The organism is Rhodococcus sp. NPDC057529 (assembly GCF_042802055.1).
GTDB lineage: Bacteria > Actinomycetota > Actinomycetes > Mycobacteriales > Mycobacteriaceae > Rhodococcus_F.
Map to the genome: position 1 here is coordinate 25,322 of NZ_JBHVEY010000025.1, position 23,492 is coordinate 48,813.

At 67.9% G+C, this 23,492-nt stretch carries 24 protein-coding genes and 3 pseudogenes; 22 read left to right on the forward strand and 5 right to left on the reverse strand.

Annotated elements, in window-relative coordinates; all coding sequences use genetic code 11:
- Positions 1–124: 124 nt before the first annotated feature.
- Positions 125–391: a helix-turn-helix domain-containing protein gene (locus ACFU5V_RS35075; RefSeq protein WP_378442250.1), complete on the reverse strand. Its 267-nt coding sequence runs from the start codon at positions 389–391 to the stop codon at positions 125–127.
- Between the two features lie 99 nt (positions 392–490).
- Between ACFU5V_RS35075 and map the strand changes: the two genes are divergently transcribed.
- The 16 genes and pseudogenes from map to ACFU5V_RS35155 all read left to right on the forward strand — a co-directional run.
- Positions 491–1,261, forward strand: coding sequence for a type I methionyl aminopeptidase (gene map, locus ACFU5V_RS35080; protein ID WP_378704951.1), 771 nt, complete (start codon positions 491–493; stop codon positions 1,259–1,261).
- A 366-nt stretch (positions 1,262–1,627) separates the two neighbouring features.
- Complete coding sequence (locus ACFU5V_RS35085; protein WP_378704953.1) at positions 1,628–3,058, forward strand: aldehyde dehydrogenase family protein; 1,431 nt, start codon at positions 1,628–1,630, stop codon at positions 3,056–3,058.
- A 48-nt stretch (positions 3,059–3,106) separates the two neighbouring features.
- Entirely contained in the window at positions 3,107–5,059 is a 1,953-nt protein-coding gene (iolD, locus tag ACFU5V_RS35090; protein WP_378704955.1) for a 3D-(3,5/4)-trihydroxycyclohexane-1,2-dione acylhydrolase (decyclizing), read from the forward strand.
- Positions 5,056–5,859 (forward strand): HpcH/HpaI aldolase/citrate lyase family protein, encoded by an 804-nt coding sequence (locus tag ACFU5V_RS35095; RefSeq protein ID WP_378704957.1) that lies wholly within the window; start codon positions 5,056–5,058, stop codon positions 5,857–5,859. Before iolD ends, ACFU5V_RS35095 begins: the two co-directional genes overlap by 4 nt.
- Positions 5,856–7,067 carry a Gfo/Idh/MocA family protein gene (locus ACFU5V_RS35100; protein ID WP_378704959.1) on the forward strand — a complete coding sequence of 404 codons (1,212 nt, stop codon included), beginning with the start codon at positions 5,856–5,858 and terminating at the stop codon, positions 7,065–7,067. Before ACFU5V_RS35095 ends, ACFU5V_RS35100 begins: the two co-directional genes overlap by 4 nt.
- 29 nt (positions 7,068–7,096) lie before the next feature.
- A complete protein-coding gene (locus ACFU5V_RS35105; protein WP_378704961.1) occupies positions 7,097–8,026 on the forward strand; it encodes an NAD(P)-dependent oxidoreductase in 930 nt (309 codons plus the stop codon).
- Between the two features lie 9 nt (positions 8,027–8,035).
- A complete protein-coding gene (locus tag ACFU5V_RS35110; RefSeq protein WP_378704963.1) occupies positions 8,036–8,290 on the forward strand; it encodes a hypothetical protein in 255 nt (84 codons plus the stop codon).
- Positions 8,290–8,532, forward strand: a complete 243-nt coding sequence (locus ACFU5V_RS35115; protein WP_378704964.1) for a hypothetical protein — start codon at positions 8,290–8,292, stop codon at positions 8,530–8,532. The genes ACFU5V_RS35110 and ACFU5V_RS35115 overlap by 1 nt, the downstream gene beginning before the upstream one ends.
- Positions 8,533–8,599: 67 nt before the next feature.
- Entirely contained in the window at positions 8,600–9,499 is a 900-nt protein-coding gene (locus ACFU5V_RS35120) for a sugar phosphate isomerase/epimerase family protein (protein ID WP_378704966.1), read from the forward strand.
- A gap of 174 nt (positions 9,500–9,673) precedes the next feature.
- A complete protein-coding gene (locus ACFU5V_RS35125; protein ID WP_378704968.1) occupies positions 9,674–10,453 on the forward strand; it encodes an SDR family oxidoreductase in 780 nt (259 codons plus the stop codon).
- Positions 10,453–11,460 carry a Gfo/Idh/MocA family oxidoreductase gene (locus ACFU5V_RS35130; RefSeq protein WP_378704970.1) on the forward strand — a complete coding sequence of 336 codons (1,008 nt, stop codon included), beginning with the start codon at positions 10,453–10,455 and terminating at the stop codon, positions 11,458–11,460. Before ACFU5V_RS35125 ends, ACFU5V_RS35130 begins: the two co-directional genes overlap by 1 nt.
- Positions 11,457–12,320, forward strand: a complete 864-nt coding sequence (locus ACFU5V_RS35135; RefSeq protein WP_378439617.1) for a sugar phosphate isomerase/epimerase family protein — start codon at positions 11,457–11,459, stop codon at positions 12,318–12,320. The genes ACFU5V_RS35130 and ACFU5V_RS35135 overlap by 4 nt, the downstream gene beginning before the upstream one ends.
- On the forward strand, positions 12,317–13,297 hold the full coding sequence (locus ACFU5V_RS35140; protein ID WP_276142900.1) for a Gfo/Idh/MocA family protein: 981 nt from the start codon (positions 12,317–12,319) through the stop codon (positions 13,295–13,297). The genes ACFU5V_RS35135 and ACFU5V_RS35140 overlap by 4 nt, the downstream gene beginning before the upstream one ends.
- 106 nt (positions 13,298–13,403) lie before the next feature.
- A pseudogene (locus ACFU5V_RS35145) lies at positions 13,404–13,628 on the forward strand (sugar ABC transporter substrate-binding protein); the annotation flags it as partial.
- A gap of 121 nt (positions 13,629–13,749) precedes the next feature.
- Positions 13,750–14,175, forward strand: a pseudogene (locus ACFU5V_RS35150) (ABC transporter permease); the annotation flags it as partial.
- A pseudogene (locus ACFU5V_RS35155) lies at positions 14,174–14,683 on the forward strand (ATP-binding cassette domain-containing protein); the annotation flags it as partial. The pseudogenes ACFU5V_RS35150 and ACFU5V_RS35155, both read left to right, overlap by 2 nt.
- 28 nt (positions 14,684–14,711) lie before the next feature.
- Here ACFU5V_RS35155 and ACFU5V_RS35160 read toward each other — a convergent pair.
- The gene (locus tag ACFU5V_RS35160) at positions 14,712–15,746 is read right to left on the reverse strand and encodes a LacI family DNA-binding transcriptional regulator (RefSeq protein ID WP_378704974.1); all 1,035 of its coding nucleotides are present in this window, start codon (positions 15,744–15,746) and stop codon (positions 14,712–14,714) included.
- A 576-nt stretch (positions 15,747–16,322) separates the two neighbouring features.
- Here ACFU5V_RS35160 and ACFU5V_RS35165 point away from each other — a divergent pair.
- Positions 16,323–17,744 (forward strand): DUF222 domain-containing protein, encoded by a 1,422-nt coding sequence (locus ACFU5V_RS35165; RefSeq protein ID WP_378704977.1) that lies wholly within the window; start codon positions 16,323–16,325, stop codon positions 17,742–17,744.
- Between the two features lie 286 nt (positions 17,745–18,030).
- Here ACFU5V_RS35165 and ACFU5V_RS35170 read toward each other — a convergent pair whose 3' ends face one another.
- Positions 18,031–18,168 carry a hypothetical protein gene (locus ACFU5V_RS35170; RefSeq protein WP_378704979.1) on the reverse strand — a complete coding sequence of 46 codons (138 nt, stop codon included), beginning with the start codon at positions 18,166–18,168 and terminating at the stop codon, positions 18,031–18,033.
- 16 nt (positions 18,169–18,184) lie between these two features.
- Entirely contained in the window at positions 18,185–18,400 is a 216-nt protein-coding gene (locus ACFU5V_RS35175; RefSeq protein ID WP_378704981.1) for a hypothetical protein, read from the reverse strand.
- Positions 18,401–18,694: 294 nt separating this feature from the next.
- Between ACFU5V_RS35175 and ACFU5V_RS35180 the strand changes: the two genes are divergently transcribed.
- From ACFU5V_RS35180 to ACFU5V_RS35200, 5 genes are all read left to right on the forward strand, one after another.
- On the forward strand, positions 18,695–18,979 hold the full coding sequence (locus tag ACFU5V_RS35180) for a DUF1905 domain-containing protein (RefSeq protein WP_378439613.1): 285 nt from the start codon (positions 18,695–18,697) through the stop codon (positions 18,977–18,979).
- Positions 18,980–19,078: 99 nt separating this feature from the next.
- Positions 19,079–19,696, forward strand: a complete 618-nt coding sequence (locus ACFU5V_RS35185) for a maleylpyruvate isomerase N-terminal domain-containing protein (RefSeq protein WP_378704983.1) — start codon at positions 19,079–19,081, stop codon at positions 19,694–19,696.
- A gap of 239 nt (positions 19,697–19,935) precedes the next feature.
- Positions 19,936–20,658 (forward strand): SDR family NAD(P)-dependent oxidoreductase, encoded by a 723-nt coding sequence (locus ACFU5V_RS35190; RefSeq protein ID WP_378439609.1) that lies wholly within the window; start codon positions 19,936–19,938, stop codon positions 20,656–20,658.
- Positions 20,659–21,022: 364 nt separating this feature from the next.
- Entirely contained in the window at positions 21,023–21,358 is a 336-nt protein-coding gene (locus ACFU5V_RS35195) for a VOC family protein (RefSeq protein ID WP_378704985.1), read from the forward strand.
- 306 nt (positions 21,359–21,664) lie between these two features.
- Positions 21,665–22,030, forward strand: coding sequence for a YtxH domain-containing protein (locus ACFU5V_RS35200; RefSeq protein WP_378439606.1), 366 nt, complete (start codon positions 21,665–21,667; stop codon positions 22,028–22,030).
- Positions 22,031–22,132: 102 nt separating this feature from the next.
- Here ACFU5V_RS35200 and ACFU5V_RS35205 read toward each other — a convergent pair whose 3' ends face one another.
- On the reverse strand, positions 22,133–23,425 hold the full coding sequence (locus ACFU5V_RS35205) for a wax ester/triacylglycerol synthase domain-containing protein (RefSeq protein ID WP_378704988.1): 1,293 nt from the start codon (positions 23,423–23,425) through the stop codon (positions 22,133–22,135).
- Between the last annotated feature and the right edge of the window lie 67 nt (positions 23,426–23,492).

Consider the following 23,492-nt stretch of genomic DNA (forward strand, 5'->3'; position numbering starts at 1 on the left):
GGGGGGGGGGGAAAAAAAAACAGACAAAGAAGAGGAGGGAGACTCTCCTTGCTTCCTACCCCCCGCTCCGGGGACCCCCCCCGGCAGGCCCCCCCTTTCCCCTGCCCCTCCGCCGCCTCGCTTGTCACCCGGTCTGCTGAAGGTTCAGGTCGGGAAGGCAGATCTGGGCGAGGTCCTCCAGCGGGACCGCCAGCACAGCCGCGAGTGCGGCAACTGTCGTGAAGGCCGGGGTTGCCAGGCGTCCCGTCTCGATCTTGCGCAGGGTCTCGGGTGAGATCGACGCGGCAAGTGCCACTTCGGCGGGCTTGCGGTCGCCGCGCGCCTGCCGGAGGTAAGCGCCGAGTCGCTTGCCGGCGGCCCGCTGCTGCGGCGTCAAAGGAGATCGCACCATGCGACAAGGATACGCCACGCTCGGTATGAAAATACCGAGCCATCCACTAGCCTGGTATTTCTATACCGGTCTGTCTGCGAGAAAGTGGAGCGTGAGCGCGTGTTGGAACTGAAGACGTCACAGGAGATCGAGTCGATGCGCACCACCGGCGCGTTCATCGCCGAACTGCTCGACGACCTGCAATCGCGCGCCCTGGTAGGAGTGAATCTGCTCGACCTCGAACACCGCGCCCGGCACTTGATCGAGGACCGCGGGGCGGTGTCCTGCTACTGGGACTATGCGCCGTCGTTCGGCCGTGGCCCGTTCCGCAACGTCATCTGCCTGTCCGTCAACGATGCGGTGCTCCACGGCCTGCCGCACGACTACGACCTGCGCGACGGAGACCTGCTGAGCATGGACATCGCCGTCTCGGTCGACGGCTGGGTGGCCGACTCGGCGCGCAGCCTGATCGTCGGCACACCCCGAGCGGAGGACCAGCGACTGATCGAGGCCACCGAGCGCGCACTCGCCGCCGGTATCGACGCCGCACGTCCGGGCGGGCGCCTCGGCGACATCTCCGCCGCGATCGGCGCGGTCGCCGCCGACTACGGCTACCCGGTCAACACCGAATTCGGTGGGCATGGGCTCGGTCGAACGATGCACGAGGACCCGCACGTGTCCAACCAGGGGCGGGCCGGCCGGGGCCTGGTGCTGCGCCCCGGACTGACCCTCGCACTCGAGCCCTGGTTCGCCCGCGGAACCGACAAGATCGTCTACGACCCCGACGGGTGGACCATCCGATCGGCCGACGGCTCGCGGACCGCCCACAGCGAACACACGATCGCGATCACCGACGGGGATCCGCTCGTACTGACACGCCGCTCGGTCTGAGCCCGGTCGGCGACCGACTCGACCCCCGATCGCCGACACCTCCGCATGAGGCGATTTTGATGGGTTTTTGACCTTGATTGAGGTGCCAGTCACAGCAAGACTGGCTGCATGAGCATGAGCAGTTCCCCACCGAAGTGGCACAGACGCTCGTGGATTCGTAGGTCCGACGAGACAAGCCCCGTCTCCGCCTAGCTCACCGGCCGCCGCAGCCGCCGGTGACGGCGATACCACGCAGCCCGCCGCGTCATTGCCGCGCCGGGTGCGGCTGGTATTCGATTTGACACCAAAACTTTTCAAGCAACCCTCAATCAGTCGCCCTGCCGTCCTCACGGTGGGCGGCGAACGAGTCCCGATATGGAGCCCGACATGGACATGTTGCTCGCCGGTGAGTGGCGTGGCGCCGCTGACCGCACCACCGAGATCATCCGGTCCCCGTTCGACGGTCACACGGTCGATGCGGTTCCGGTGGCCACCGCCGCCGATGCCGCCTTCGCCCTGGACCGGGCCGAGCTCGGTGCCCGAATCCAGCGAGCCACTCCCGCTCACGAGCGGGTGGCGATCTTGATGCGAGCCGCGGATCTGGCCGACGAACGCGCGGAGGACCTCGCGCAGACCATCAGCGCCGAGACCGGGAAGCCGATCAGTGAGGCGCGCGGAGAGGCGAGCCGGTCGGGCAGCATCATCCGACTGGCCGCGTTCGAGGGCAGCCAGCTCTACGGCTCGACGCTGCCGCTGGACGCCAACCCCGGAACCGGGCTCGAGAAGATCGGGTTCACGCTGCGCCAGCCCTGCGGGATAGTCGTGGCGATCACACCGTTCAACTACCCGGCCCTGTTAGTGCTGCACAAGATCGCGCCCGCGCTGGCCGCGGGTAATGCGGTGGTACTCAAGCCTGCCCGCACCACCCCGCTGACCGCGCTGAAGCTGGCCGAGTGCTTCGTCGACGCCGGCCTGGCCCCCGAGGCCTTGTCGGTGCTGACCGGCCCGGGCTCCGTGCTCGGCGACGTCCTGGTCACCGACCCACGGGTGCGGAAGGTGTCGTTCACCGGCTCCACCCAGACCGGAACGCGGCTGGCGTCCATCGCCGGTATCAAGAAGCTGTCACTGGAGTTGGGTGCCTCCTGCCCGGTCATCGTCCTCCCCGACGCCGACATCGAACTCGCCGCCTCGGCAGTCGCTGCCGGCGGCTACATCAACGCCGGTCAGGTCTGCATCAGCGTGCAGCGGGTGATCGTGGATCAGTCCGTCGAGGCGGACTTCCTCGACGCCCTGGTCCCCAAGGTCGAGGACATCGTCGTCGGCGACCCCTCCCACACCGACACCAAGCTGGGCTCGCTGATCTCCGAAGCCGAAGCCACCCGAGTACATTCGGCGATCGCCGAAGCCGCGCTGGCCGGCGCAAAGATCCTCACCGGCGGTGACCGGGACGGCGCCGTCGTCACCCCGACCGTCGTCGCCGGCGTCGACCCGACCTCCCCATTCAGCCGCGACGAACTGTTCGGCCCCGCGGTCGCCGTCTCGTCCGCCGCCGACATCGAGTCGGCGATCGCCCTCGCCAACGACGGCGACTACGGCCTCGGCGCAGGACTGTTCACTTCCGATGTCAGCGCCACCGCGCGGGCAATGCGGCAGATCGACGCCGGCAACATCCACATCAACTGGACCCCGCTCTGGCGCGCCGACCTCATGCCGTACGGCGGCCTGAAGGGCAGCGGCATCGGCAAGGAAGGCGTCCGCTCGGCGGTCGAGGAAATGACCGAGGAGAAGACCATCGTCCTCCACGGCCGCCCCTGGTAACCCGCTTCCCCCTCAGACACTTTCGTGGCACTCACAGAAAACGACGACATGACATCACTGAGCACCCACAAGACAATCCGGCTGACCACCGCCCAGGCGGTCGTGAAATACCTCGCCGCGCAATACTCGGTCGCCGACGGCGACCGTCGTCGCCTCATCCCGGCCGCTCTGGGCATCTTCGGACACGGCAACGTCGCCGGCCTCGGACAGGCCCTCGACGAACTGTCCGACGACCTGCCGTTCATCCAGGGCAGGCACGAGCAGTACCTCGCCCACATCGCGACCGCGTACGCCAAGGCCAGCCGCCGCCGCGCCACCCTCGCGGTGACCGCCTCCATCGGACCGGGCGCGCTGAACCTGGTCACCGCCGCCGGTTTGGCCACCGTCAACCGGCTCCCGTTGCTGCTGCTGCCCGGTGACACCTACGCCACCCGGCACCAGGGACCGGTGCTCCAGCAACTCGAGCACGCCAGCGAATCCGACGCCACCGTCAACGACACGTTCCGTCCGGTGGCGAAGTTCTTCGACCGCATCACCCGCCCGGAGCAACTGCTGACCGCGCTCCCGCAGGCGATGCGCGTGCTGACCAGCCCCACCGACACCGGTGCCGTGGTGCTGTCGCTGCCGCAGGACGTCCAGTCCCACGCCTTCGACTTCCCGGTCGAGTTCTTCGAGCCCCGCGACTGGAAGATCCGCCGCCCGCTCCCCGACCCCACCGAGGTCGACGAGGTCGCCACCCAGATCCGGGAGGCGGAGCGTCCGGTGATCATCGCCGGTGGCGGTGTGCACTATTCGGAGGCCACCGCCGCCCTCGAGGAACTCGCGGAGCAGGTCGGGATTCCGGTGGTCGAGTCGTTCGGCGGCAAGGGAGCGGTCGGCCGGGACGAGTGGTGGCAGGTCGGCGGCGTCGGCCTCGAAGGTAACTTCGCCTCGAACACGCTGGTCAAGCAGGCCGACCTGGTGATCGGTGTCGGCACCCGGCTGACCGACTTCGTCACCGGCTCGCAGTCGATCTTCGAGAATGACAACGTCCGCTTCGCATCACTGAACGTGGTCGACGCCGACACCCGCAAGCAGGGTGCCGCCGGGATCCTGGCCGACGCCCGCCTCGGCCTCGCGGCGCTGACCGCCGCACTCGCCGGACACACCACCAGCACGGCGTGGCGGGAGACGGTGCGGTCGGCGAAGGCGGACTGGGCCCCGATCCGGGCCGCCGCCCTCGACCCCGACACCGCATTCGACCCCGCGCAGCACCCGCACGCACCGGTCACCGGTGCGGTGCTCACCCAGCCGCAACTGATCGGGCTGCTGCAGGAGCACGCCCGTGGCGGCGACACCATCATCGCCGCGGCCGGCGGCCCGCCCGGCGACCTGCAGAAAGTCTGGGACGCGACCGGGAATCGGCACTGCCACCTCGAATTCGGGTTCTCCTGCATGGGTTACGAGATCCCGGCCGCGATGGGCGTGCGCCTCGCCGAGGGCAACCAGGGACAGCGGATCGTCACCTTTATCGGCGACGGCACCTACCTGATGGCCCCGACCGAACTGGTCACCGCCGCCCAGGAGGGCCTCGACGTCACCGTCGTCGTCTCCGAGAACCACGGCTACCAGGTCATCCACCGCCTGCAGATGAACCGCAACGGACGCGAATTCGGCAACGAGTTCCGCTACCGCACCGACGGCGACATCATCGCCGACAGCGGGGACAAGGCCCGCCTCGAGGGCGACTACCTGAAGGTCGACCTGCGCCAGATCGCCGAGGGCCTCGGCGCCACCGCTATCCGCGCCACCACCACAGCCGAGGTCCGTGCCGCGCTGGCCGACACCCGCGAGGTCTCCGGGCCGGTGGTCATCGTGGTTCCGACGGTGCCGCACGTGGACCTGCCCGGCGGGGACGTCTGGTGGGACGTGGCCCCCGCCGAAGTCTCGAACCAGGAATGGGTGCAGACCCTGCGCGCCGACTACGACAACGCCGTGGGACGGCAGAGGTGGTTCGGATGAGCAACAACAGCCCTCTCGACGCAGGAACCCTGCGTCAGCGTCTGGCACAGGGTGAGACCACCGTCGGCACGTTCGTCGGCATGGCGTCCTCGACCGCGGCCGAGGTGTGTGCCGCGGCCGGTGCCGACTGGATCCTGCTCGACCTCGAACACGGTGCCGGATCGGAAGACGCGCTGCGTGATTCGATTCTCGCCGCCGGTGCGTACGGTGTCCCGACGGTGGTGCGGGTCGAATCCGGGGAACGCATCCGGATCGGACGGGTCCTCGATCAGGGTGCCGCCGGGGTGATGGTGCCGCGCCTGGACAAGCCCGATCAGGTGGTCGACGCGATCACCCACCTGGCGTATCCGCCGCGCGGCGACCGCGGGGTCGCCACCTACAACCGCTCCTGCCGGTGGGGCATGGACCGCTCCGTGCTGCTCGCCGAGGAGCAGACCTCGCTCGGGGTCATCCAGATCGAAACCCTCGCCGCACTCGACGCGGTCGACGAGATCGCCGCCCAGGACGGTGTCGACGTGCTGTTCGTCGGCCCACTGGACCTGTCATTCGCGCTCGGGGTGCCGTTGCAGTTCGACAGCCCGGTGTTCACCACCGCGCTCGGGCGAGTGCTCGAGGCCGCCCACCAGCACGACAAGACCGCCGGCATCCTCGCCGCCACTGCCGCCCTGGCCGCCGGCTACGTCGAACTCGGCTTCCGATTCGTGGCCGTCGGCTCCGATTCCACCCTGCTCGCCGCGGCATTGACCGACGCGTTCGCCACCGCCCGTCCCGAACAAGACCAGCAAAGGAACTCATCGTGAGCACAAGCCGCACCGTCGGAGTCGGACTGATCAGCGTCGGCTGGATGGGCCAGCTTCATGCCCGCGCCTACCGCGACGTCCCGATCGTCTATCCCGAACTCGGAGTCACCCCGAAACTGGTGATCGCCGCCGACACGGCCGAGAGCCGGGTCGAGTTCGCCAAGAACGTCCTCGGTTTCGCCGAGGGCACCACCGACTACCGCGAGGTCCTCGCCCACCCGGACATCGACGTCGTCTCCATCTGCGCACCGAACTTCCTGCACGCCGAGATCGGCATCGCCGCGGCGAAGGCGGGCAAGCACTTCTGGATCGAAAAGCCCGTCGGACGCAGCTACGCCGAGACCGCGGCGATCGAGGCCGCGGCCACCGACGCCGGGGTGATCACCTCGATCGGCTACAACTACCGGCACGCCCCCGCCGTCGAGCACGCCCGGAAGCTGATCGCCGAGGGCAGCCTCGGCCGGATCACCAACGTGCGGGCCTCGTTCTTCTCCGGATACGCCAACGAACCCAACGGCGCCCTGTCCTGGCGATTCGACCGGGAACTCGCCGGGTCCGGCGTGCTGGCAGATTTGTTCAGCCACGCCAGCGACCTGTGCCAGTACGTGGTCGGGCCGATCGCCGAGATCAACGCCCTCACCAGCACCGTCTACACCGAACGCCCGAAGCTGGCGATGGGCAGCGGAACCCACTTCGCGGTCATCGAGAACGGTGAGATGGGCCCGGTGGAGAACGAGGACTACGCCGCGGCGCTGGTGCGATTCGGATCCGAGGGACCGGGATCGGGTGCGGTGGGCACCATCGAGGCCTCCCGGGTCATCGTCGGACCCGAGTGCGGCTACCGGATCGAGATCTACGGCACCGACGGATCCCTGACGTGGGACTTCGAGCGGATGAACGAGCTGAAGGTCTGCCTGGGCCGCACCAACGCCGAACAGGGCTACACGACGGTCAACGCCAGCCCGGCGCACGGCGACTACTCCCGCTTCCAGCCCGGCCCGGGCAACGCCCTCGGCTTCGACGACCTCAAGACGATCGAGGCGAAGAAGTTCCTGCTCGCCGTCACCGTTGGGCCGCAAGAGAACTCGAACGTGCACGACGCCGCCTCGGCCGCCGCGATCGTCACCGCCGCCGAGACCTCCGCCGCCACCGGGCAGTGGCAGAAGCTCGACGTCGTTGCCGGCACCACCGCCGCCCGCACCGCCTGACCGCCCTTTCGACACCTGCAAGGACGCTGATGTCAACAACGATCTCCACTCAACTGTTCGTCGGCCTGGGCCCGCTCGACCGGGAGCTCGTCGACCCGTATCTGGCCGCCCATCAACAATTGGTCCTCGACCCCACCGAGGAACAGCTGGCGGTCGCCGAGGCCGCGATCGTGCGGGCGGCGTTCACCGTCGACGCCGCGATGCTCGACCGGATGCCGGCGCTGAAGGTCCTCGCCCGCACCGGGGTCGGCACCGACCTCGTCGACGTCGCCGAGGCACGGCGGCGCGGCATCCCGGTGGTCATCACCCCGGGCAGCAACACCGTCTCGGTCGCCGAGGGTGTCTTCGCGCACCTGCTCTCGTTGGTCAAGCGGCTGCCGACGCTGACCGATCTGGTGCGGGGCGGCCGCTGGGCCGAACGCGGAAACGTGACCGTCGGGGATCTCGAGGGAGCAACGTTGGGCATCGCCGGGTTCGGGCGGATAGGCCGCAAGGTCGCCCGGATCGCCGAGGCATTCGACCTGAACGTCCGCGCCTACGACCCGTTCGCGGACATCCCGCAGGCGTACCGGTGTGCCGATGTCGACGAGGTGCTCACCTCCAGTGACTTCGTCACCCTGCACACGCCGCTGACCGCGGAGAACCATCACCTGATCAACGAGACGAGGCTGGCAGTCATGCGGCCCGGAGCGATCCTGGTCAACTGCAGCCGCGGCGCGCTGATCGACCTCGACGCCGCGCACGCGGCGTTGCAGTCCGGGCACCTCGCGGGGCTCGGCCTCGACGTCTTCGATCCCGAACCGCCCGAACACCACCCGGTGTTCGACCATGCCAACACAACTCTCAGCCCGCACCTGATGGGGTTCACGGATCGGGCGATGGCCCTGACGATCCGCGCCGCGGTCGAGGGCGCCATCGCGGTTCTCGACGGCCGCGAACCGGCCGCGGTGGCGTCATGACCGTCCACCGTGATCACCGACTTCGACTCCTCCCGCGCCGCCACGATCGCCGAAGAAGTCGGCGCCCGCACAGTCGCGACCGCGGCAGAGCTGATCACCGCCCCGGACGTCGGCGCGGTGATCATCGCGTCCCACGACTCCGCCCACGCCGAGCAGGTGGGCTGTGCCTCGATCACCGCAAGCCGGTGCTGTGCGAGAAGCCGCTGGCCCCGAGTGTCGGCGAATGCGCCGACCTGGTCACCCGGCACGACCCGCAGATCCTGATGCTGCGTACCACAGACGATGTGCTGACCGTGGTCGATGTGTTCGTCAACGCACGATACGGTTACGACGTGCCCTACGAGGTGGTCGGCGAAACCGGAACGGTGAGCCTGGCGCCGAGTCACGCCGGGACCCGCAGCCCATTGGCGTCCGCCCGCGACGGTCTGCGCGCCATCGAGGTGGCGGAAGCGCTGATCGAATCGATGAACAACGCGGGCGCCGTCACCCCGGTGAGGAATTCATGACTGTCGCTCTACGACTTCCTCGCCGTCCGCGTTCTACGATCGAGACGACCACCGAAGGGTACTGGGCATGATCAGCTCACCACGTCCGGAACTATTGGCCGCCTGTTGGACTTCCGCCGGTGACGTGATGCCGGCACGAGGTTCGGACCGCAGTCCGGTCCCGATCCGCGAGCGCATCGAGGCCGTCGCCCGCACCGGCTACACCGGATTCGGATTGGCCCGCCCCGACCTGGTCGCCGCGCGCGAGACGATCGGCCTCGGCGACGTCGCGAAAATGCTCGCCGACAACGGCATCACCCACGTCCAACTCGAGTGGATCACGAACTGGTGGACCACCGGGGATGCCCGCGCAGTGTCGGACGAGGTCCGCCGTGACCTGTTCGAGGCCGCCCCCGTCCTCGGAGTCGACAACATCAAGGTCGGCGCGGACGACGACGGTGTCGCTGTCTCCCGCGATCGGCTCTGCGAGCAGTTCGACGCGCTCGCAACGGACGGCGCCGCCGCGGGCGTGAAGATCGCGTTCGAGAACACCCCGTTCTCGCACCACGTCAAGACCACCGAACAGGCTGCACGGTTCGTCCAGGACGTCGGAAACCCCAACGGCGGGCTCATCCTGGACATCTGGCACGCCTTCCGGGGTGGGACGGACTACGACACGTTGCCGGAGATCATTCCGTCGCGCTTCGTGTTCGGCGTCGAACTCGACGACGGTTGGACTGTCGTGCGGGGAACCGATCTCGAGGACACCTTCGACAACCGAGTTCCCTGCGGCAGAGGCATTTTCGACGTTCCGAAGTTCATCAATGCAATCCGTCGGATCGGCTTCGACGGACCGTGGGGTGTCGAGCACATGTCGCAGGAGTTCCGGAAACTGCCCGTCGCCGAGGCTCTCTCCCGGGCACGTGACGGCGCCCTGCGGTGCTTCGAGGTCGCCGACCTGGCGGCCGCGAACCGGGACGGCAACTGATCTCACCGGCTCCCCCATCGCCATTCGATCCGCGGCGATGAGGTGAAAATGATGGGAACACCGTATTGATTGAGGCGTACGTCACAACAAGACTGACAAGGGCGCACAGACCGGACGTGTGCATCAGCGACCCACCGGCACCGAAGCCGGTGGGGACAGATCGAAAGGAATCCAGTGGCCACCCTGTTGAACGGGAAAGTCGTTCTGATCAGCGGAGGGACGCAAGGTGTCGGCGCAGGCGTCGTGCGAGCCGCGGCCCGCGAAGGCGCGAAGGTCGTGTTCACCGGCCGCCGGGCCGAGGCCGGTAAGACCCTGGCCGCCGAACTCGAGGCAACCGGCGCGCAGGTCCGGTTCGTGCAAGCGGACCTCGCCGACCCGGCCGAGGCGAAGAACTCGGTGACCCGGACCATCGAGGAGTTCGGCCGCATCGACGCACTGTGCAACGCGGCCGGCCTGACCACCCGCGGCACCCTCCTCGATACCACCCCCGAACTGTTCGATCAGCACATGGCCGTCAACCTGCGGGCCCCGTTCTTCACCATGCAGGCCGCCGTCGCGGACATGGTCGCGCGGAAGGCGCCGGGAACGATCGTCAACATCATCTCCATCGCACAGCACGGCGGGCAGTCCTACCTGGCCCCGTACGTCTCGGCGAAGGCCGGGCTGGCAGGGCTGACCCGCAACGCCGCCTATGCACACCGCTTCGACCGGATCCGGATCAACGGCCTCAACATCGGCTGGACCGAAACCGAGGGCGAGACCGCCATCCAGCAACGCTTCCACGGCGCCGACGACAACTGGGCCGCCGAGGCTGCGGCGAAGGTGCCGATGGGCAAGCTCGGGCAGGTCGACGAGATCGCCGACATGGTGGTGTTCCTGCTCTCGGATCGCAGTGGCGTCGTCACCGGCTCGGTCATCGACTGGGACCAGACCGTTATCGGAGGGCAGGACTGATGGGATCGACACTCGGCGTGATCGGCCTCGGCCGGATCGGTGCATTCCACACCGACACCCTCGCTCAGTTGCCGGGCGTGGACGGCCTCGTCGTCACCGACGAGCGTCCGGACGTCACCGCAACCGTCGCCGCCAAGTTCGGGGCGCGCGCGGTCGAGGACGCAGCTGCGGTCTTCGCCTCGGGCGTGGACGGGGTCGTGATCGCGGCCGCCACCCCGGCGCATGCGCCGCTGATCCTGGCCGCCGTCGATGCCGGGATTCCGGTGTTCTGCGAGAAGCCCGTGGCGTTCACCGCCTACGAGAGCTACCAAGTCGTCGAGCGGTTGAAGACGTCGACGGTGCCGGTACAGATCGGGTACAACCGCCGGTTCGATCCCGCGTTCGTCGCCGCCCGCAACGCCGTCGTGCGCGGAGAACTCGGCCGGCTGCACACCGTGCGCTCGACCACCCTCGACCCCGCACCGCCGCCGGCCGAGTACGTGGCCTCCTCCGGCGGGATCTTCCGCGACTGCAGCGTCCACGACTTCGACATCGTCCGCTGGGTCGTCGGTCAGGAAGTGACCGAGGTCTACGCCGCCGGCACCAACCAGGGCGACTCGATCTTCGCCGACTGCGGCGACGTCGACACGGCCACCACCACCCTGACGTTCGAGGGCGGCACCCTCGGCGTCGTCTCCAACACCCGCTACAACGCCCGCGGCTACGACTGCCGCCTGGAGGTTCACGGCTCCGAGGACAGCGTCGTCGCCGGTTGGGACGCCGGGGCGCCCGTGCGCAACCTCGAACCCGGCGTCACGTTCCCCGACGGCCCGCCGCACCAGTTCTTCATGGACCGCTTCACCACCGCCTACCGCGCCGAACTCAGCGCGTTCCTCGAGGTGATCGCCGGCACCACCCCCTCGCCGTGCACCGCCGCCGACGCCCTCGAAGTGGCGTGGATCGCCGAGGCGGCCACGCTGTCCCTCTCCCACCACCGACCAGTCCAGATGAGTGAGGTTCGACGATGATTCGTATTGCAGGAGCACCCATTTCGTGGGGTGTCTGTGAAGTTCCCGGCTGGGGCCACCAGCTCGACCCCGAGCGGGTGCTGTCGGAGATGCGCGACGCCGGACTCGAGGCCGCCGAGATCGGCCCCGACGGATTCCTGCCCGCCGACCCGCAGGAACTGGCCGCCACCCTGGCCTCCTACGACCTGAAGGCCGTCGGTGGTTTCACCCCGGTTCTGCTGCACGATGCCGGCCACGACCCGGTCCCCGACATTACCGGCGCGCTGGCCGCATTCACCGCCGCCGGCGCCGAGGTGCTGGTGCTGGCCGCGATCACCGGCTCCGACGGCTACGATTCGCGGCCCGACCTCGACGACGCCGGCTGGAAGACGTTGCTGTCGAACCTCGACCGGCTGCACGACGTCGCCGCCGAGCAGGGCATCCGCGCGGTCCTGCACCCGCACGTGGGCACCATGATCGAGAAGCACACCGAGGTCCAGCGGGTCCTCGAAGGCTCCTCGATTCCGCTGTGCCTGGACACCGGGCACCTGCTGATCGGCGGCACTGATCCCCTCGAGTTGGCCCGGGCCGCCGCCGACCGGATCACCCACACCCACCTCAAGGACGTCGACGCCGAATTCGCCGCCCGCGTGCAGGCCGGCGAGTTGAGCTACACACAGGCCGTCGCCCAGGGCATGTACACCCCACTCGGCACCGGTGACGTCGACGTCGCAGGTGTGGTCCGGCACCTCGTCGACTCCGGTTTCGACGGCTGGTTCGTGCTCGAGCAGGACACCATCCTCGCCGGTGAACCCGACGGTGAGGGACCGGTCGCGGACGTCAAGGCCAGTGCGGCATTCCTGCGGAGCCTGCAGCTGTGAGCGAGCTGCGGATCGGCGTCCTCGGGGCCTCGCGCATCGCGGAGATGGCGATCGTGAAGCCTGCTCGGATCCTGGGTCACCGGCTGGTCGCGGTCGCCGCCCGCGACCGTGGCCGCGCCGAGACGTTCGCGCAGACGCACGGGGTCGAGCGGGTCGTCGACTCGTACGCCGAGTTGATCGCCGACCCCGAAGTCGACGTGATCTACAACCCGCTCGCCAACGCCTTCCACGCCGAGTGGAATCTGAAGGCGATCGAGGCCGGTAAAGCGGTGCTGACCGAGAAGCCGTTCGCCCGCAACGCCGCCGAAGCCGATCGGGTCCGTCGCGCGGCCCGCGAGCGGGGTGTGCCGATCATGGAAGGGTTCCACTACTTCTTCCACCCGATCGTCGGGCGGATGTTCGAGCTGCTCGAGGACGGCACCCTCGGCACCCTGCAGCGGGTCGAAGTGGTCATGCGGATGCCCGAACCCAAACCTGACGACCCCCGGTGGAAGCTGGAACTCGCCGGCGGGTCGGTGATGGACCTCGGCTGCTATGGCCTGCACGTGCATCGCCAGTTGGGCCGTTTCGCCGGCGGTGAACCCACCGTGGTGGCGGCCCGCGCCGTCGAACGCACCCGGGGAGTCGACGAGGCCTGCGATATCGAACTCGTCTTCCCCGGCGGCGCAACGGGATCGAACACGAACTCGATGACGTGGGATCGGTTCGAAATGACCCTGCGCCTCGTCGGCGACCGCGGTGAAGCCCTCGCACACGACTACATGCTCCAGTCCGGCGACGACCGGATCACCGTCACCACCGACGCCGGCACCACCGTCGAGCGACTCGGGACCCGTTCGACATATACCTATCAGCTCGACACCTTCGCTCGACACCTCGCCGATGGGACCACGTTCCCGATCGACGCCGACGACGCGGTCGCCACCATGGAGCTCATCGACTCCGCGTACCGCGCCGCGGATCTACCTCTCCGGTAGTCCCATTCACCCCGCCGGGCCGTGAGAACCACTTTCGGACGTCCGGCCCGGCGGGGCTATCACACCCTTCCCTCACCGCATCACCCTCCCACTTCGCCATGCCTGCATGGTTGCCGCTGCCGTGCTGCTCGCGGGTTGCTCGAGCTCCGGCGGGAAACCCGAATCGACCGGCAGCGGAATGGCCTCCGGCACCGCGGACACCCCAACGACAATTTCGAACTGCGATACTCCGGTCCAGAGCGCCCGCGACAGCAAGGTCGACGGCATCGCCGTCACGCTCGCCAAGCCGGATGCGATGGCACCGGCCGTGAAGGCCGCCGTCGACGCGGGAACCCGGTCGCCGGTCCAACATCGACTCGATCGCCGAGTACGCCCAGGCCGGAACCCGCTGAGCACGGTGCCCGGCACAGCATCGCGACTGCCGGGCGCCGTCGGCGTCACGGAAGGAAAGCATGTCCACACAGCAAGATCTGGACCTTGCCAGTCACAAGGTCGTCCACGACGAGAGGGTGAAGGAACAAAAACGCCTGCAACGGCTGCTGGTCCGCCCCGAGATCGGTTCCCTGTTCGGTGCGATCGCCATCTTCGTCTTCTTCATGGTCGTCGCACCCCCGTTCCGCAGCCCCGAGGCCCTGGCCACCGTCCTCTACGCATCCTCCACCATCGGGATCATGGCCTGCGCGGTCGCCCTGCTGATGATCGGCGGCGAATTCGACCTCTCCGCCGGCGTCGCGGTCACCACCAGCTCCCTGGCCGCGTCGATGATCGCCTACAACCTGCACCTGAACCTGTGGGCGGGCGCCGCCCTCGCCCTGATCGTCTCGCTCGCGGTCGGGTTCTTCAACGGCTACCTGGTGTTGAAAACGAAAATCCCCACAGGACCTGGCGGTGGTCTCGCTGATGCCGGTGTGGCGGAACTTCTTCCTCGGCCAGGAACTGCGCAAGGGACCGCTCAAATCCCTCGACGCGAACGGTATGCGCGCCACCACGATGTCGGAGCTGTCGGAGATGGGCATCGAGCTGCCCGACGTCGACGCCTCCATCGGCTCGCTCTCCGGTGGTCAACGCCAGTGCGTGGCGATCGCCCGGGCGATCTCCTTCGGCGCCCGCGTCCTGATCCTCGACGAGCCCACCGCAGCCCTGGGTGTCAAGCAGTCCGGGATGGTGCTGCGGTACATCTCCGCCGCCAAGGGCCAAGGAATCGGGGTGGTGTTCATCACCCACAACCCGCACCACGCCTACATGGTCGGCGACCACTTCGTGCTCCTGGGCCGCGGCCGGCAGAAACTGGACTGCACCTTCGACGAGATCAGCCTCGAAGAACTCACCCAGCAAATGACCGGCGGCGACAAACTCGAAGCACTCACCCACGAATTCCGGCGCTAGGCGACCCATCCCCGATCCTGAGTCACCGTCAGGGCATGTTGTAGGGAGTGATGATCCGGATCGGCGACATCACCGTGGTCACGCCCGACAGCCCGCCACGTCCCTGAATCAGCATGCGGCAGGCCAGGTTCGCGTCCGACCGCAGGTCGTGATCGAGGACGGCCGAGATCTTCTTGTCCCGGAGCAATTGCTTGTTGTCCTGATCGAGGTCGTGGGCGATGAACACGCGGTAGCGGCGGCCGAGCTTCTTAAAGGCGCGCACGGTCGCCATGTTGCCGCCACCGATCGAGTAGACCGCCTCGATGTCCGGGTTGCGTTCGAGTGCGTCGAGGACGAGACGCTCCACCGTCGTGTCGAGGCCCTCACTCTCGGAAATGTCGATCAGTGTGCGCTGAGAGCCGGTCCCCCCGACACCGACCGAGCGGCGCAGCGCACCGCGGAATCCCATCTCGCGCTCCTCTTCGCCGCGAAACGCGTTGCTACTCAGGGTGACGAGGACACTGGACGCGCTGTCGCACAGCCATTGCTCGAGCAGGTAGGCGGCTGTCTCCCCGGCCGCCCGGTTCTCGATTCCGACATAGCCGACCCGACTGCTGTTCGGCACGTCGGTGGCGTAGGTGACGACGGGGATCCCCGCCTCGGTGAGCCGGTCGATGGCGTCGGAGACCTCGGTGGTGTCGGGCGCCTTGACGATGACACCTTGCGAGGGGCGTGTGACGAGCTTGTCGAGTGTCTCGACCATGGCAGGCACCGAGCCGGTCTCCCGGAAGTGAAACCGGGTGCGGACCACCGCGGGGGCGAGGGACGGCAGTTCAGCCTCCACCGCTTCGCGGAACGCCCCGGAGAATCGGGGCGGCGCCTGCATGACGACGTCGAAGAGGTACTTTTGCCCGGCCAACCGTAGCTGGGAACGCTGTTTGTCCAGGTCAGCGATCGCTTGCGCGACTTCTGCGCGGGTTCCCTCACGCACCCCCGGGCGGTTGTGGAGCACGCGGTCGACCGTCGCCTCGCTGAGGCCCGCCTGCTGCGCGATCTCCCGAACCTTGTAACGACTGTGCGCCACAACGTCTCCCTCGAGGTGAAAATGATGGATGATGCCCGTTGATTGAGGCACGTACCCCGGCAAGATTAGCAGAAATACACGAAAGATACTCCCAAGGAACAACTCCCGCACCGGCACCGCTGATGCTGGCCGGCCACCTCGGCGGACCGCACATGACGTATCCCCAGCTGGTGGCCCGAGCCCGGCACGCCACCACGGAGGGCTCAGCCGTGGTCACACCGCACATCAACAGGCTCTGGACCTGTTCGACGCCCTCGGTCCAGGGAGAAGACGCTGCACGCCAATTCGGACGGGCACACCAGTGTCCCCCAGTTGCCCTTGGCCCGGTACCTGAAGCAGGGCAAGACGCCGCTATCGGAGACCGGCACCCTCCCGTTTCGACGGTCGTACGTATTCGTACTCATGCTTCGCTTGCTGAACGTAGACCGGGAAGCGCGGATGGCAGCGTCCAATTGCCTGGACACACAGTTGCGCGTCCCTGCAGCGCAGGGGGTGTGCCGTGCTGAACGTGCATCGGCACAGACGAACTGAGGGAACCCCCTTGACTCGAACTGGTGTTCGAACTAGTTTTGATGCATGGGGGACGGGGAGAGAACTCAGGGGGCGTTGCCGGACGGTGATCCGGCGGACGTCGACACGCTGCGGTTGACCGAGGCGCAGTTGCTCGAGACGGTGCTGGCGGTGTCCACGGAGATCACCCGCCTCGAGGCGGTGCGGGTGCGGCTGATGGACGCGGTGGATTCACGCTGCCGAGTCGACGTGCTGGGCCATCCCCACGCGAAGGCGTGGCTGGCGGCGCACACGATGCTCGAACCGGGGGCGGCGGGTCGGATCGTGAACCTGGCGCGGGGGCTGCGGGCGCAGCCTGAGGTCGCCGGAAAGTTCTACGGCTGCAGGATCTCCGCGGATCACGCGGGGCTGATTCTGCGGTTCTGCGAGCGACCGCCGAAAGGAATGCCGCTGAGCGCGCTGGGTCCCGTGCTGGACGCGTTGCTGACCGCGGCGGACGGACCGCAGGCTCGCACCGACGTGATCCGGGAAGGTATCGCGAAGGTGGAACGAATCTTCGAAAGCGACGAGCACCCCGCGAGCGAAGACCTCGACCGCAACGAACTGCACGCATCGAAAACCCTGAACGGACGGGTGTCGGTCAAAGGCGATCTGGATGCGGTGACCGGCGAGATGCTGCTGACCGCGTTGTCGAAGCTGGCCGCACCCCGGCCGGCCACGGACGGGACCAGAGACGAACGCACCCCGGGACGGCGGCGGGCCGACGCGTTCACCGAACTGCTGCGCCGCTATCTCGCAGCAGTATTGAACGGCACCGAAGCCGGCGAACGCCCCCACATCAGCGTGCAGGTGCGGGCGCGAGACCTCGCCTACGCCCGCGGTACCGATCGCACGGGCGGTACCGGCGGGATGGGCGGCACGGACCGCTCCGGTGGCACCGACCGTGCAGGCGACCCGGGCGGGCACGCTCCCGGCACCGGCCCGGCCGGCCCAACCGGTGGCGCCCGGCCGACCTCGGCGGAGGACTGGGCGGCGGTGCTGGCGGACACGGGGGTGGCGTGGGCGGCCTGGATGGGACCGCTGACGATCACCGCCGCCCGGCATCTGGCGTGTGATGCGCAGGTGAGCACGGTGATCCTCGACGATCACGGCGCACCCCTGGACGTCGGGCTGACCAGCAGGACGGCCACCCGAAAGCAGCGTCGGGCGTTGGCCGTGCGCGACGGTGGATGCGCATTCCCGGGGTGCGGAGCGCCGGCATCGTGGTGCGAGGCGCACCACGCGGTCCACTGGGCCGACGGTGGCCTCACCGACATGGACAACCTCGTCCTGCTGTGCGGTTTCCACCACCGGCTGATCCACCACGACGGGTGGGAGGTGCAGATCGGCGACGACCGGCACCCGTGGTTCATTCCACCACCCGGCGTCGACCCCTTCCGGAAACCACTGCCCTCGCACAATCGGCGGGCCGGCCCGGCCGCGGCCTGACCGGCAAAGCGCCGCAACACAACTCCATCACCCACAGACGCCCCGCATCCGAGCCCCCCCCCACTCGGATGCGGGGCACCCGCCGTGACCGAACATCCGCCGCGTGGCCGAACACCGCAGCATCAGACGCCTCCATGTCAGAACTCGATGACGGCGTCACCTCGTACCTGCTGATCGAACTCCTTGTACGCGATTCAACTCCGGGAACAGCGGCGCCCCTCGCCCGTGGCAGCGAGCAACACCCACAGCCGATACTCGTCCACTACCCCAAGCTCATTCAGGGAGTTCACCAACTCGGTGCCGCCGCGGCGACGAGGTCCGTGCCGGGCTCGGCCTCGAATTTGGCGATCTCCTCGGCCGCATCACCGCTGACTATCCGGGTCTCGGGCCAGTCGTCGGCTGATTTCAGGGTACGAGGGAACACGACATCGGGGATTCGCTCATTGTCCGGCGGACGGGTGATCGGAGGTCGGCCAGGAGCCGAACATGATCTCGTCGGTGTTGCGGTTTATGAGGAAGGGCCCAGCATCACACAGCCGACTGACGGAGCATTCCTCGTGATCGGGGGCCTCGGCGCTCATCGAGGCCGCCTCGGTGTGTCCAGAGGTGTCGACTGCGAGCACTCGAAATTCATCGATGCAGCCGAGATCGTGCACTGAAACTGCTGGAACTTCTGGTCCCCATTAACCTGGGGTTATGGAGCACGACGTGCGCAAGGAACCGATCCCGTCCGAGCCCACGCCCGCACCCGACCTTCGGCACAGGTTCCACGAGATGTCGTTCCAAGACCTCCGCCGTAGTGTCCGAGGACTTCTCCATGACCGTCGACCGAGCCCCCATGCGTCGGTCTCGCCTCGGCGCATGGACGGCTCCCACACCGGCATCTTCCTTTCGACAGCAGTGACGGCGGGGTAGGCGGCGGACTCTCACGCCCGCGAAGGAGCAAGAGCATGGCAGAGACCCAACCCTTGGACATCACTTTCACCGCCCGGCTGAGCAAGGTCCGGCCCGGGGACACGTGGACGTGCGTGCAGCTACCCGACTCAGCACGGATATTCGGTACCCGTGGTTTGGTCAAGGTCGCTGGGACCATCGACGCGCATCCGTTCACCGGAGCGTTCATGGCACTCGGAGATGGCACCCACAAGCTGCCCGTAGCTGCTGCCATCCGCAAGGCGATCGGCAAGAACGACGGTGACGATGTCGAGGTACACCTCACCGAGCGACTGAACTGAAGCCCCGGGACGTCCGGTACGGATCCGCTTTCGGGATGGCCCCTGCCCACCGTGCGCTGAGCGCGGGTGGCGAACACCGGCGGCTGCGATACTGGGCTGATGGACGGTCCAATTGCGCATGCCTTCGACAGCGCCGCCCGACGGTTCCTCGAAGTCAGCGCCTCCGCGACGGGCCACTACGACTCCCCCGGCCTCGGTGAGTGGTCCGTGCGCGACCTGCTGGGGCACACCAGCAGATCGCTGACGACGATGGAGACCTACCTCGACGTCGCCGGAGACGACTCCGGTCCGGTAGACCTGGCTGATGCCGTTGCGTACTACCTGGCCATCGCCGGTGCCCTGGCTGACACCGCAGCGGTGGCGGAGCGGGGACGCGCCGCCGGCGCCGCGCTCGGGGAGGACCCGATGGCCGCGCTGACCGCGCTGGTTGCCCGGGTACCCGAGCGGGTCCGGGCCGCTCCGGCGACCGCCTTGGTGCGCACCCCATTCGGGACGATGACCTTGCAGGGTTACCTCCCGACCCGAACCCTCGAGCTGACGGTGCACACCTGCGACTTGGCGGCCGCCCTCGGCGTCAGCGCCGACGTTCCCCACGATGCGGTAGCCGAGACGTTCGCGGTGATCGGTGGCCTGGCCGCAGCACAGGGAACAGCACCTGCGGCGCTGCTGGCCTTGACCGGCCGCATTCCTCTGCCCGCCGGTTACTCGGTCCTCTGACACGTCACCGCTCTCTCACCATCCAGCGTCGACCGCGTGCCGCGGATCCGTCCGCATCCGGGCATATTGCCCGCACTCGATCGGGTCGCTACTTCCGCAGCCACAGCGCCTTACCGCTCTCGCCACACTCGCGCCTGGACGTGGAGGCCCGGCGAGATCACGACGAAGTCCGGAATCGCACGCGGTCCTCTCGTGCGCGGTCCTACCCTGGTACGCGAGAGACGGAAGGCGGATCAGTGATGCTGCTGCAGAACCGCACCGCGATCGTCCACGGGGGAAGTGGCGCTGTCGGCTCGGCGGTCGCGCGGGCGTATGCGAGAGAAGGCGCCGAGGTGCACCTCACCGGACGCACGCGAGACACACTCGAAGATGTCGCCCACCGCATCAGGGACGGCGGAGGGATCGCGCACGTCGCCGTTCTCGACGCGGTGGACCGGGACGCGGTCGAACGGCATGCCGCAGCGGTGGTGGACCAGAGCGGCCGCCTCGACGTCTGCTTCAACGCCACCTTCAACGACGACGTCCAAGGCACACCGCTCGTGGACATGCAGGTCGGTGATGTCATGCAGCCTGTCGCGAAGGCGATCACGTCGAGCTTCACCGTGGCTACGGCCGCTGCGCGCCACATGGTGGTGCGCGGCACCGGCGTCATCCTCGTCATGGCCGGCGGACGGGAGGCGATCCCGAACCTCGGTGGTTCCCATGTCGCGTGGGCCGCACTCGCCGGCCTCTGCCGGCAGCTTGCCGCCGAACTCGGTCCGCGGGGTGTCCGCGTCGCCTGGCTGCTGTCACCGGGCTCCCCGGAACCGGACGAGCCCGATCCGGACGTCACCCGTCTGCTGCTGCCGCGTCGCCCGAGCTACGCCGATGTCGCGAACGCCGCCGTTTTCGCCGCGTCCGACTGGGCCTCGACGATGACTGCGACCGAGATCAACCTCACCGGGGGCGCCGTCGTCGACTGACGCGGCTGCGCGATGAACGACCACCCGCCGGCACCGGTCTCGACGAGAAGTGCAGGGTTCGGTCGCTACCGAACCCTGAGTATCGACGGGCAAACTTCCGGATCAGGGGCGACGCAGTGACCTCATCGCGATCCGCTCCCGACGGGGACGCACCAGCAACCATCCGCATTGTTCCTGAACAATACTGGTGCTCAGCATCTTTCGAGGCGGCCCTCCGGCCCGAACAAGGGGGGATTCAGACCGGAAGACCTGGCTGGCGCGCCGCCATCGCTTGCTGCGCGCGCAGCGTCCACACGGAGTACCCGCGACTGTCCGGTTCATGCCCGGGCGATCACACTGATTCGCGCAGCAGAATATGCAACGGTTGACTCACGAGATCTCCAGCGCCGAATGTAGAGCGGAGGACATCATGTTGCTCGACGGGGTCAACCATATTGCCTGGATATCCAAGGACGCCGCCCGCCTGGGCAGGTTCTACGCCGATGTATTCGATGCCGACGTCGGACCGACGCGGCCGCACGGCCGCGACGAAGGAGAAACGATGACAGTCATCCGGATCGGTCCGCATACCGAATTGAACATCTTCGTGATCGACGGCAACACCGAAGCCGAGCGTCAGACACCGATGTGGGGGCGGGGTCGCATCGATCACGTCGGCCTGCAGGCGGCCTCACCGGAAGCCTTCGAGGTGATCCGGTAACGGCTGATCGACGCGGCCGCCAGCGATGGAGCCATCAACGACTTCGGTACCGCCCGGAGCGTCTTCTTCCGGGACCCCGACGGCCTCGAGGGGGAGGTGCTGATAGCCACGCCATGACGAACACCGACCACTCGGCGCTCTCGTTCGAGGCGCCGTCATGGTGTTGGCGTTCACCACCGCGTCCGCGGGCCGATCCACCGTGCGGGCATGTGCGTTTGGGTTCTCCAGTTGGGGGCACGCTGTGTAGTGGGTTTCGGACGACGGTCCGGCTGACCCGCTCGTGCCACACAACAGTCAGGAGATGTCATGCAGAAAGTGTTGACCTTCGCGGCGGGCGCGGCCGTGGGCTTCGTCCTGGGCACCCGATCCGGCCGGCAAACGTACGAGAAGATGAGACATCAGTCCGTCGAACTCTGGCACAACCCCACCGTGCAGGAGAAGGTGAGCGACGCGACGGAAACCGTCAAGCACAAGGCGCCGCAAGTGCAGCACAAGGTCGGTGAACTGGCGAAGAAGGCCACGCACCGGCACACCGACACGAACTCGACGACTGCGCCCACCAACGGAGCGTCGCTGGGTGACGCTGCGACCCCTGCTCCGGCTGCCCCCACTCCGACCGACACGGACACCACGGCCGGTGTTCCACCGACGCGCGGCCAATCTGCGGGATGATTCTGGATCATTCGCGCCGGTTCCTGTAGTCGGCGGTCGCGAGCACGGCGGAGTGACGCGGAACGCGTGGCCATGGTCTCCGGGTGCCCATCCAGGCACAGGTCAAGGCGTCGATGCGGCGTCACGCAATTCGGCGTACGAATCTTCCATCGCCACCGCCAGCCGGGCAACATCGGGCAGCGCCTCCGGGTCGGTACAGAGCCCGATTCCGACGACCCCGGCGCAGGAAATCGCCGAGATCCGCAGTGCGTGGTGAACGGCGGGCTCCGAGGACGAGAAGAGCCGCTCCACCCGGCGCCCGGACACGCTCACCGGCACCGGCGGGCCCGGGACGTTCGAGATCGCGAGGCTGAACTCCCGCGCGCTCCCGGCCAGTCGCTGTACGGCCTCCCCGACGCGCTTCACGCGTCCGAGAGCGTGGAAGAGATCATAGAGTTCGTCGGCGTCGTCGAGGTGCTTGCGCTTTCTGGTCTCGGCGCTGATCCGGTCGAGGCGGGTGAGCGGATCGGGCTCGGCGAGTGGCAGATCGATGTTCAGGAAGGAATCGCGGTTTCCGATGTCCGCATCCTCATCTCGGTGGTGAAGGCTGACCGGAACCTGAGCGCGAAGACGCGGCAGCGTCCCCGCTGCGCCGGAGAGCCAGCTGCGGAGGCCGCCGGCGACGATCGCCAGGAGCACGTCGTTGACGGTGGCGCGAGTGGGACGCGAGACCCCTATTGTTTTCAGCTCAGACAGCGGGGCGACGGTGAACGCGAGCTCGCGGGCGGCGCTGATCGGACGGTCGAAGGGCGAGCGTGAGCCGCGATGGCCGAGTTCACGGCGCATGGCTGCCGGCATCCGCAGCACCTCGTCGACCCTCGAACGCTGCGTCGCATCGGTGCGAACACCCGGTCGCGACCGGCGCGGGCTCGGTTCGGCGTGTCGATCCCAGAGCACGTCGTCCAGGAAGCGCACCGCGGCGATCCCGTCGGCCATCGCGTGATGGATCCGGACGGCGATCGCCTCGCGTCCGTCGCCGAGGGGTCCGATCAGATCGAACGTCCACAGCGGGCGCTCGTGATCGAGGTGCTCGGACATCAACGTGCCGACGGCCCGCCACAGATCTTCCCGCGACGCACACCCGGCCGCTTCCCGACGCCGGACGTGGTCGCTGATGTCGAAGGCGGTCGCCGCGGTCCAGCGCGGCTCCGAACCCGACGTGTCGATCCGCTGCATCGCATGCGGCTGGCTCGAAAGGCGCTCCGCCACCGCAGTTCGCAGGGCATCGAGGTCCAGCGGGCCGGCGGCGGGCTCGAGAACCACCAGCTTCAGGGTATGGCCGGATATCACCGCCGATTCGAGCCCCAGAATATGGGCATCGTCGGCGGAGAGCCGATCGGGATCCTCGCGGGTCACCTCGGCAAGTCTATTCGGGTCTGCACGTCGTCGAACCAGGAACTGCGCTCTCGACTGGGACGGCCCA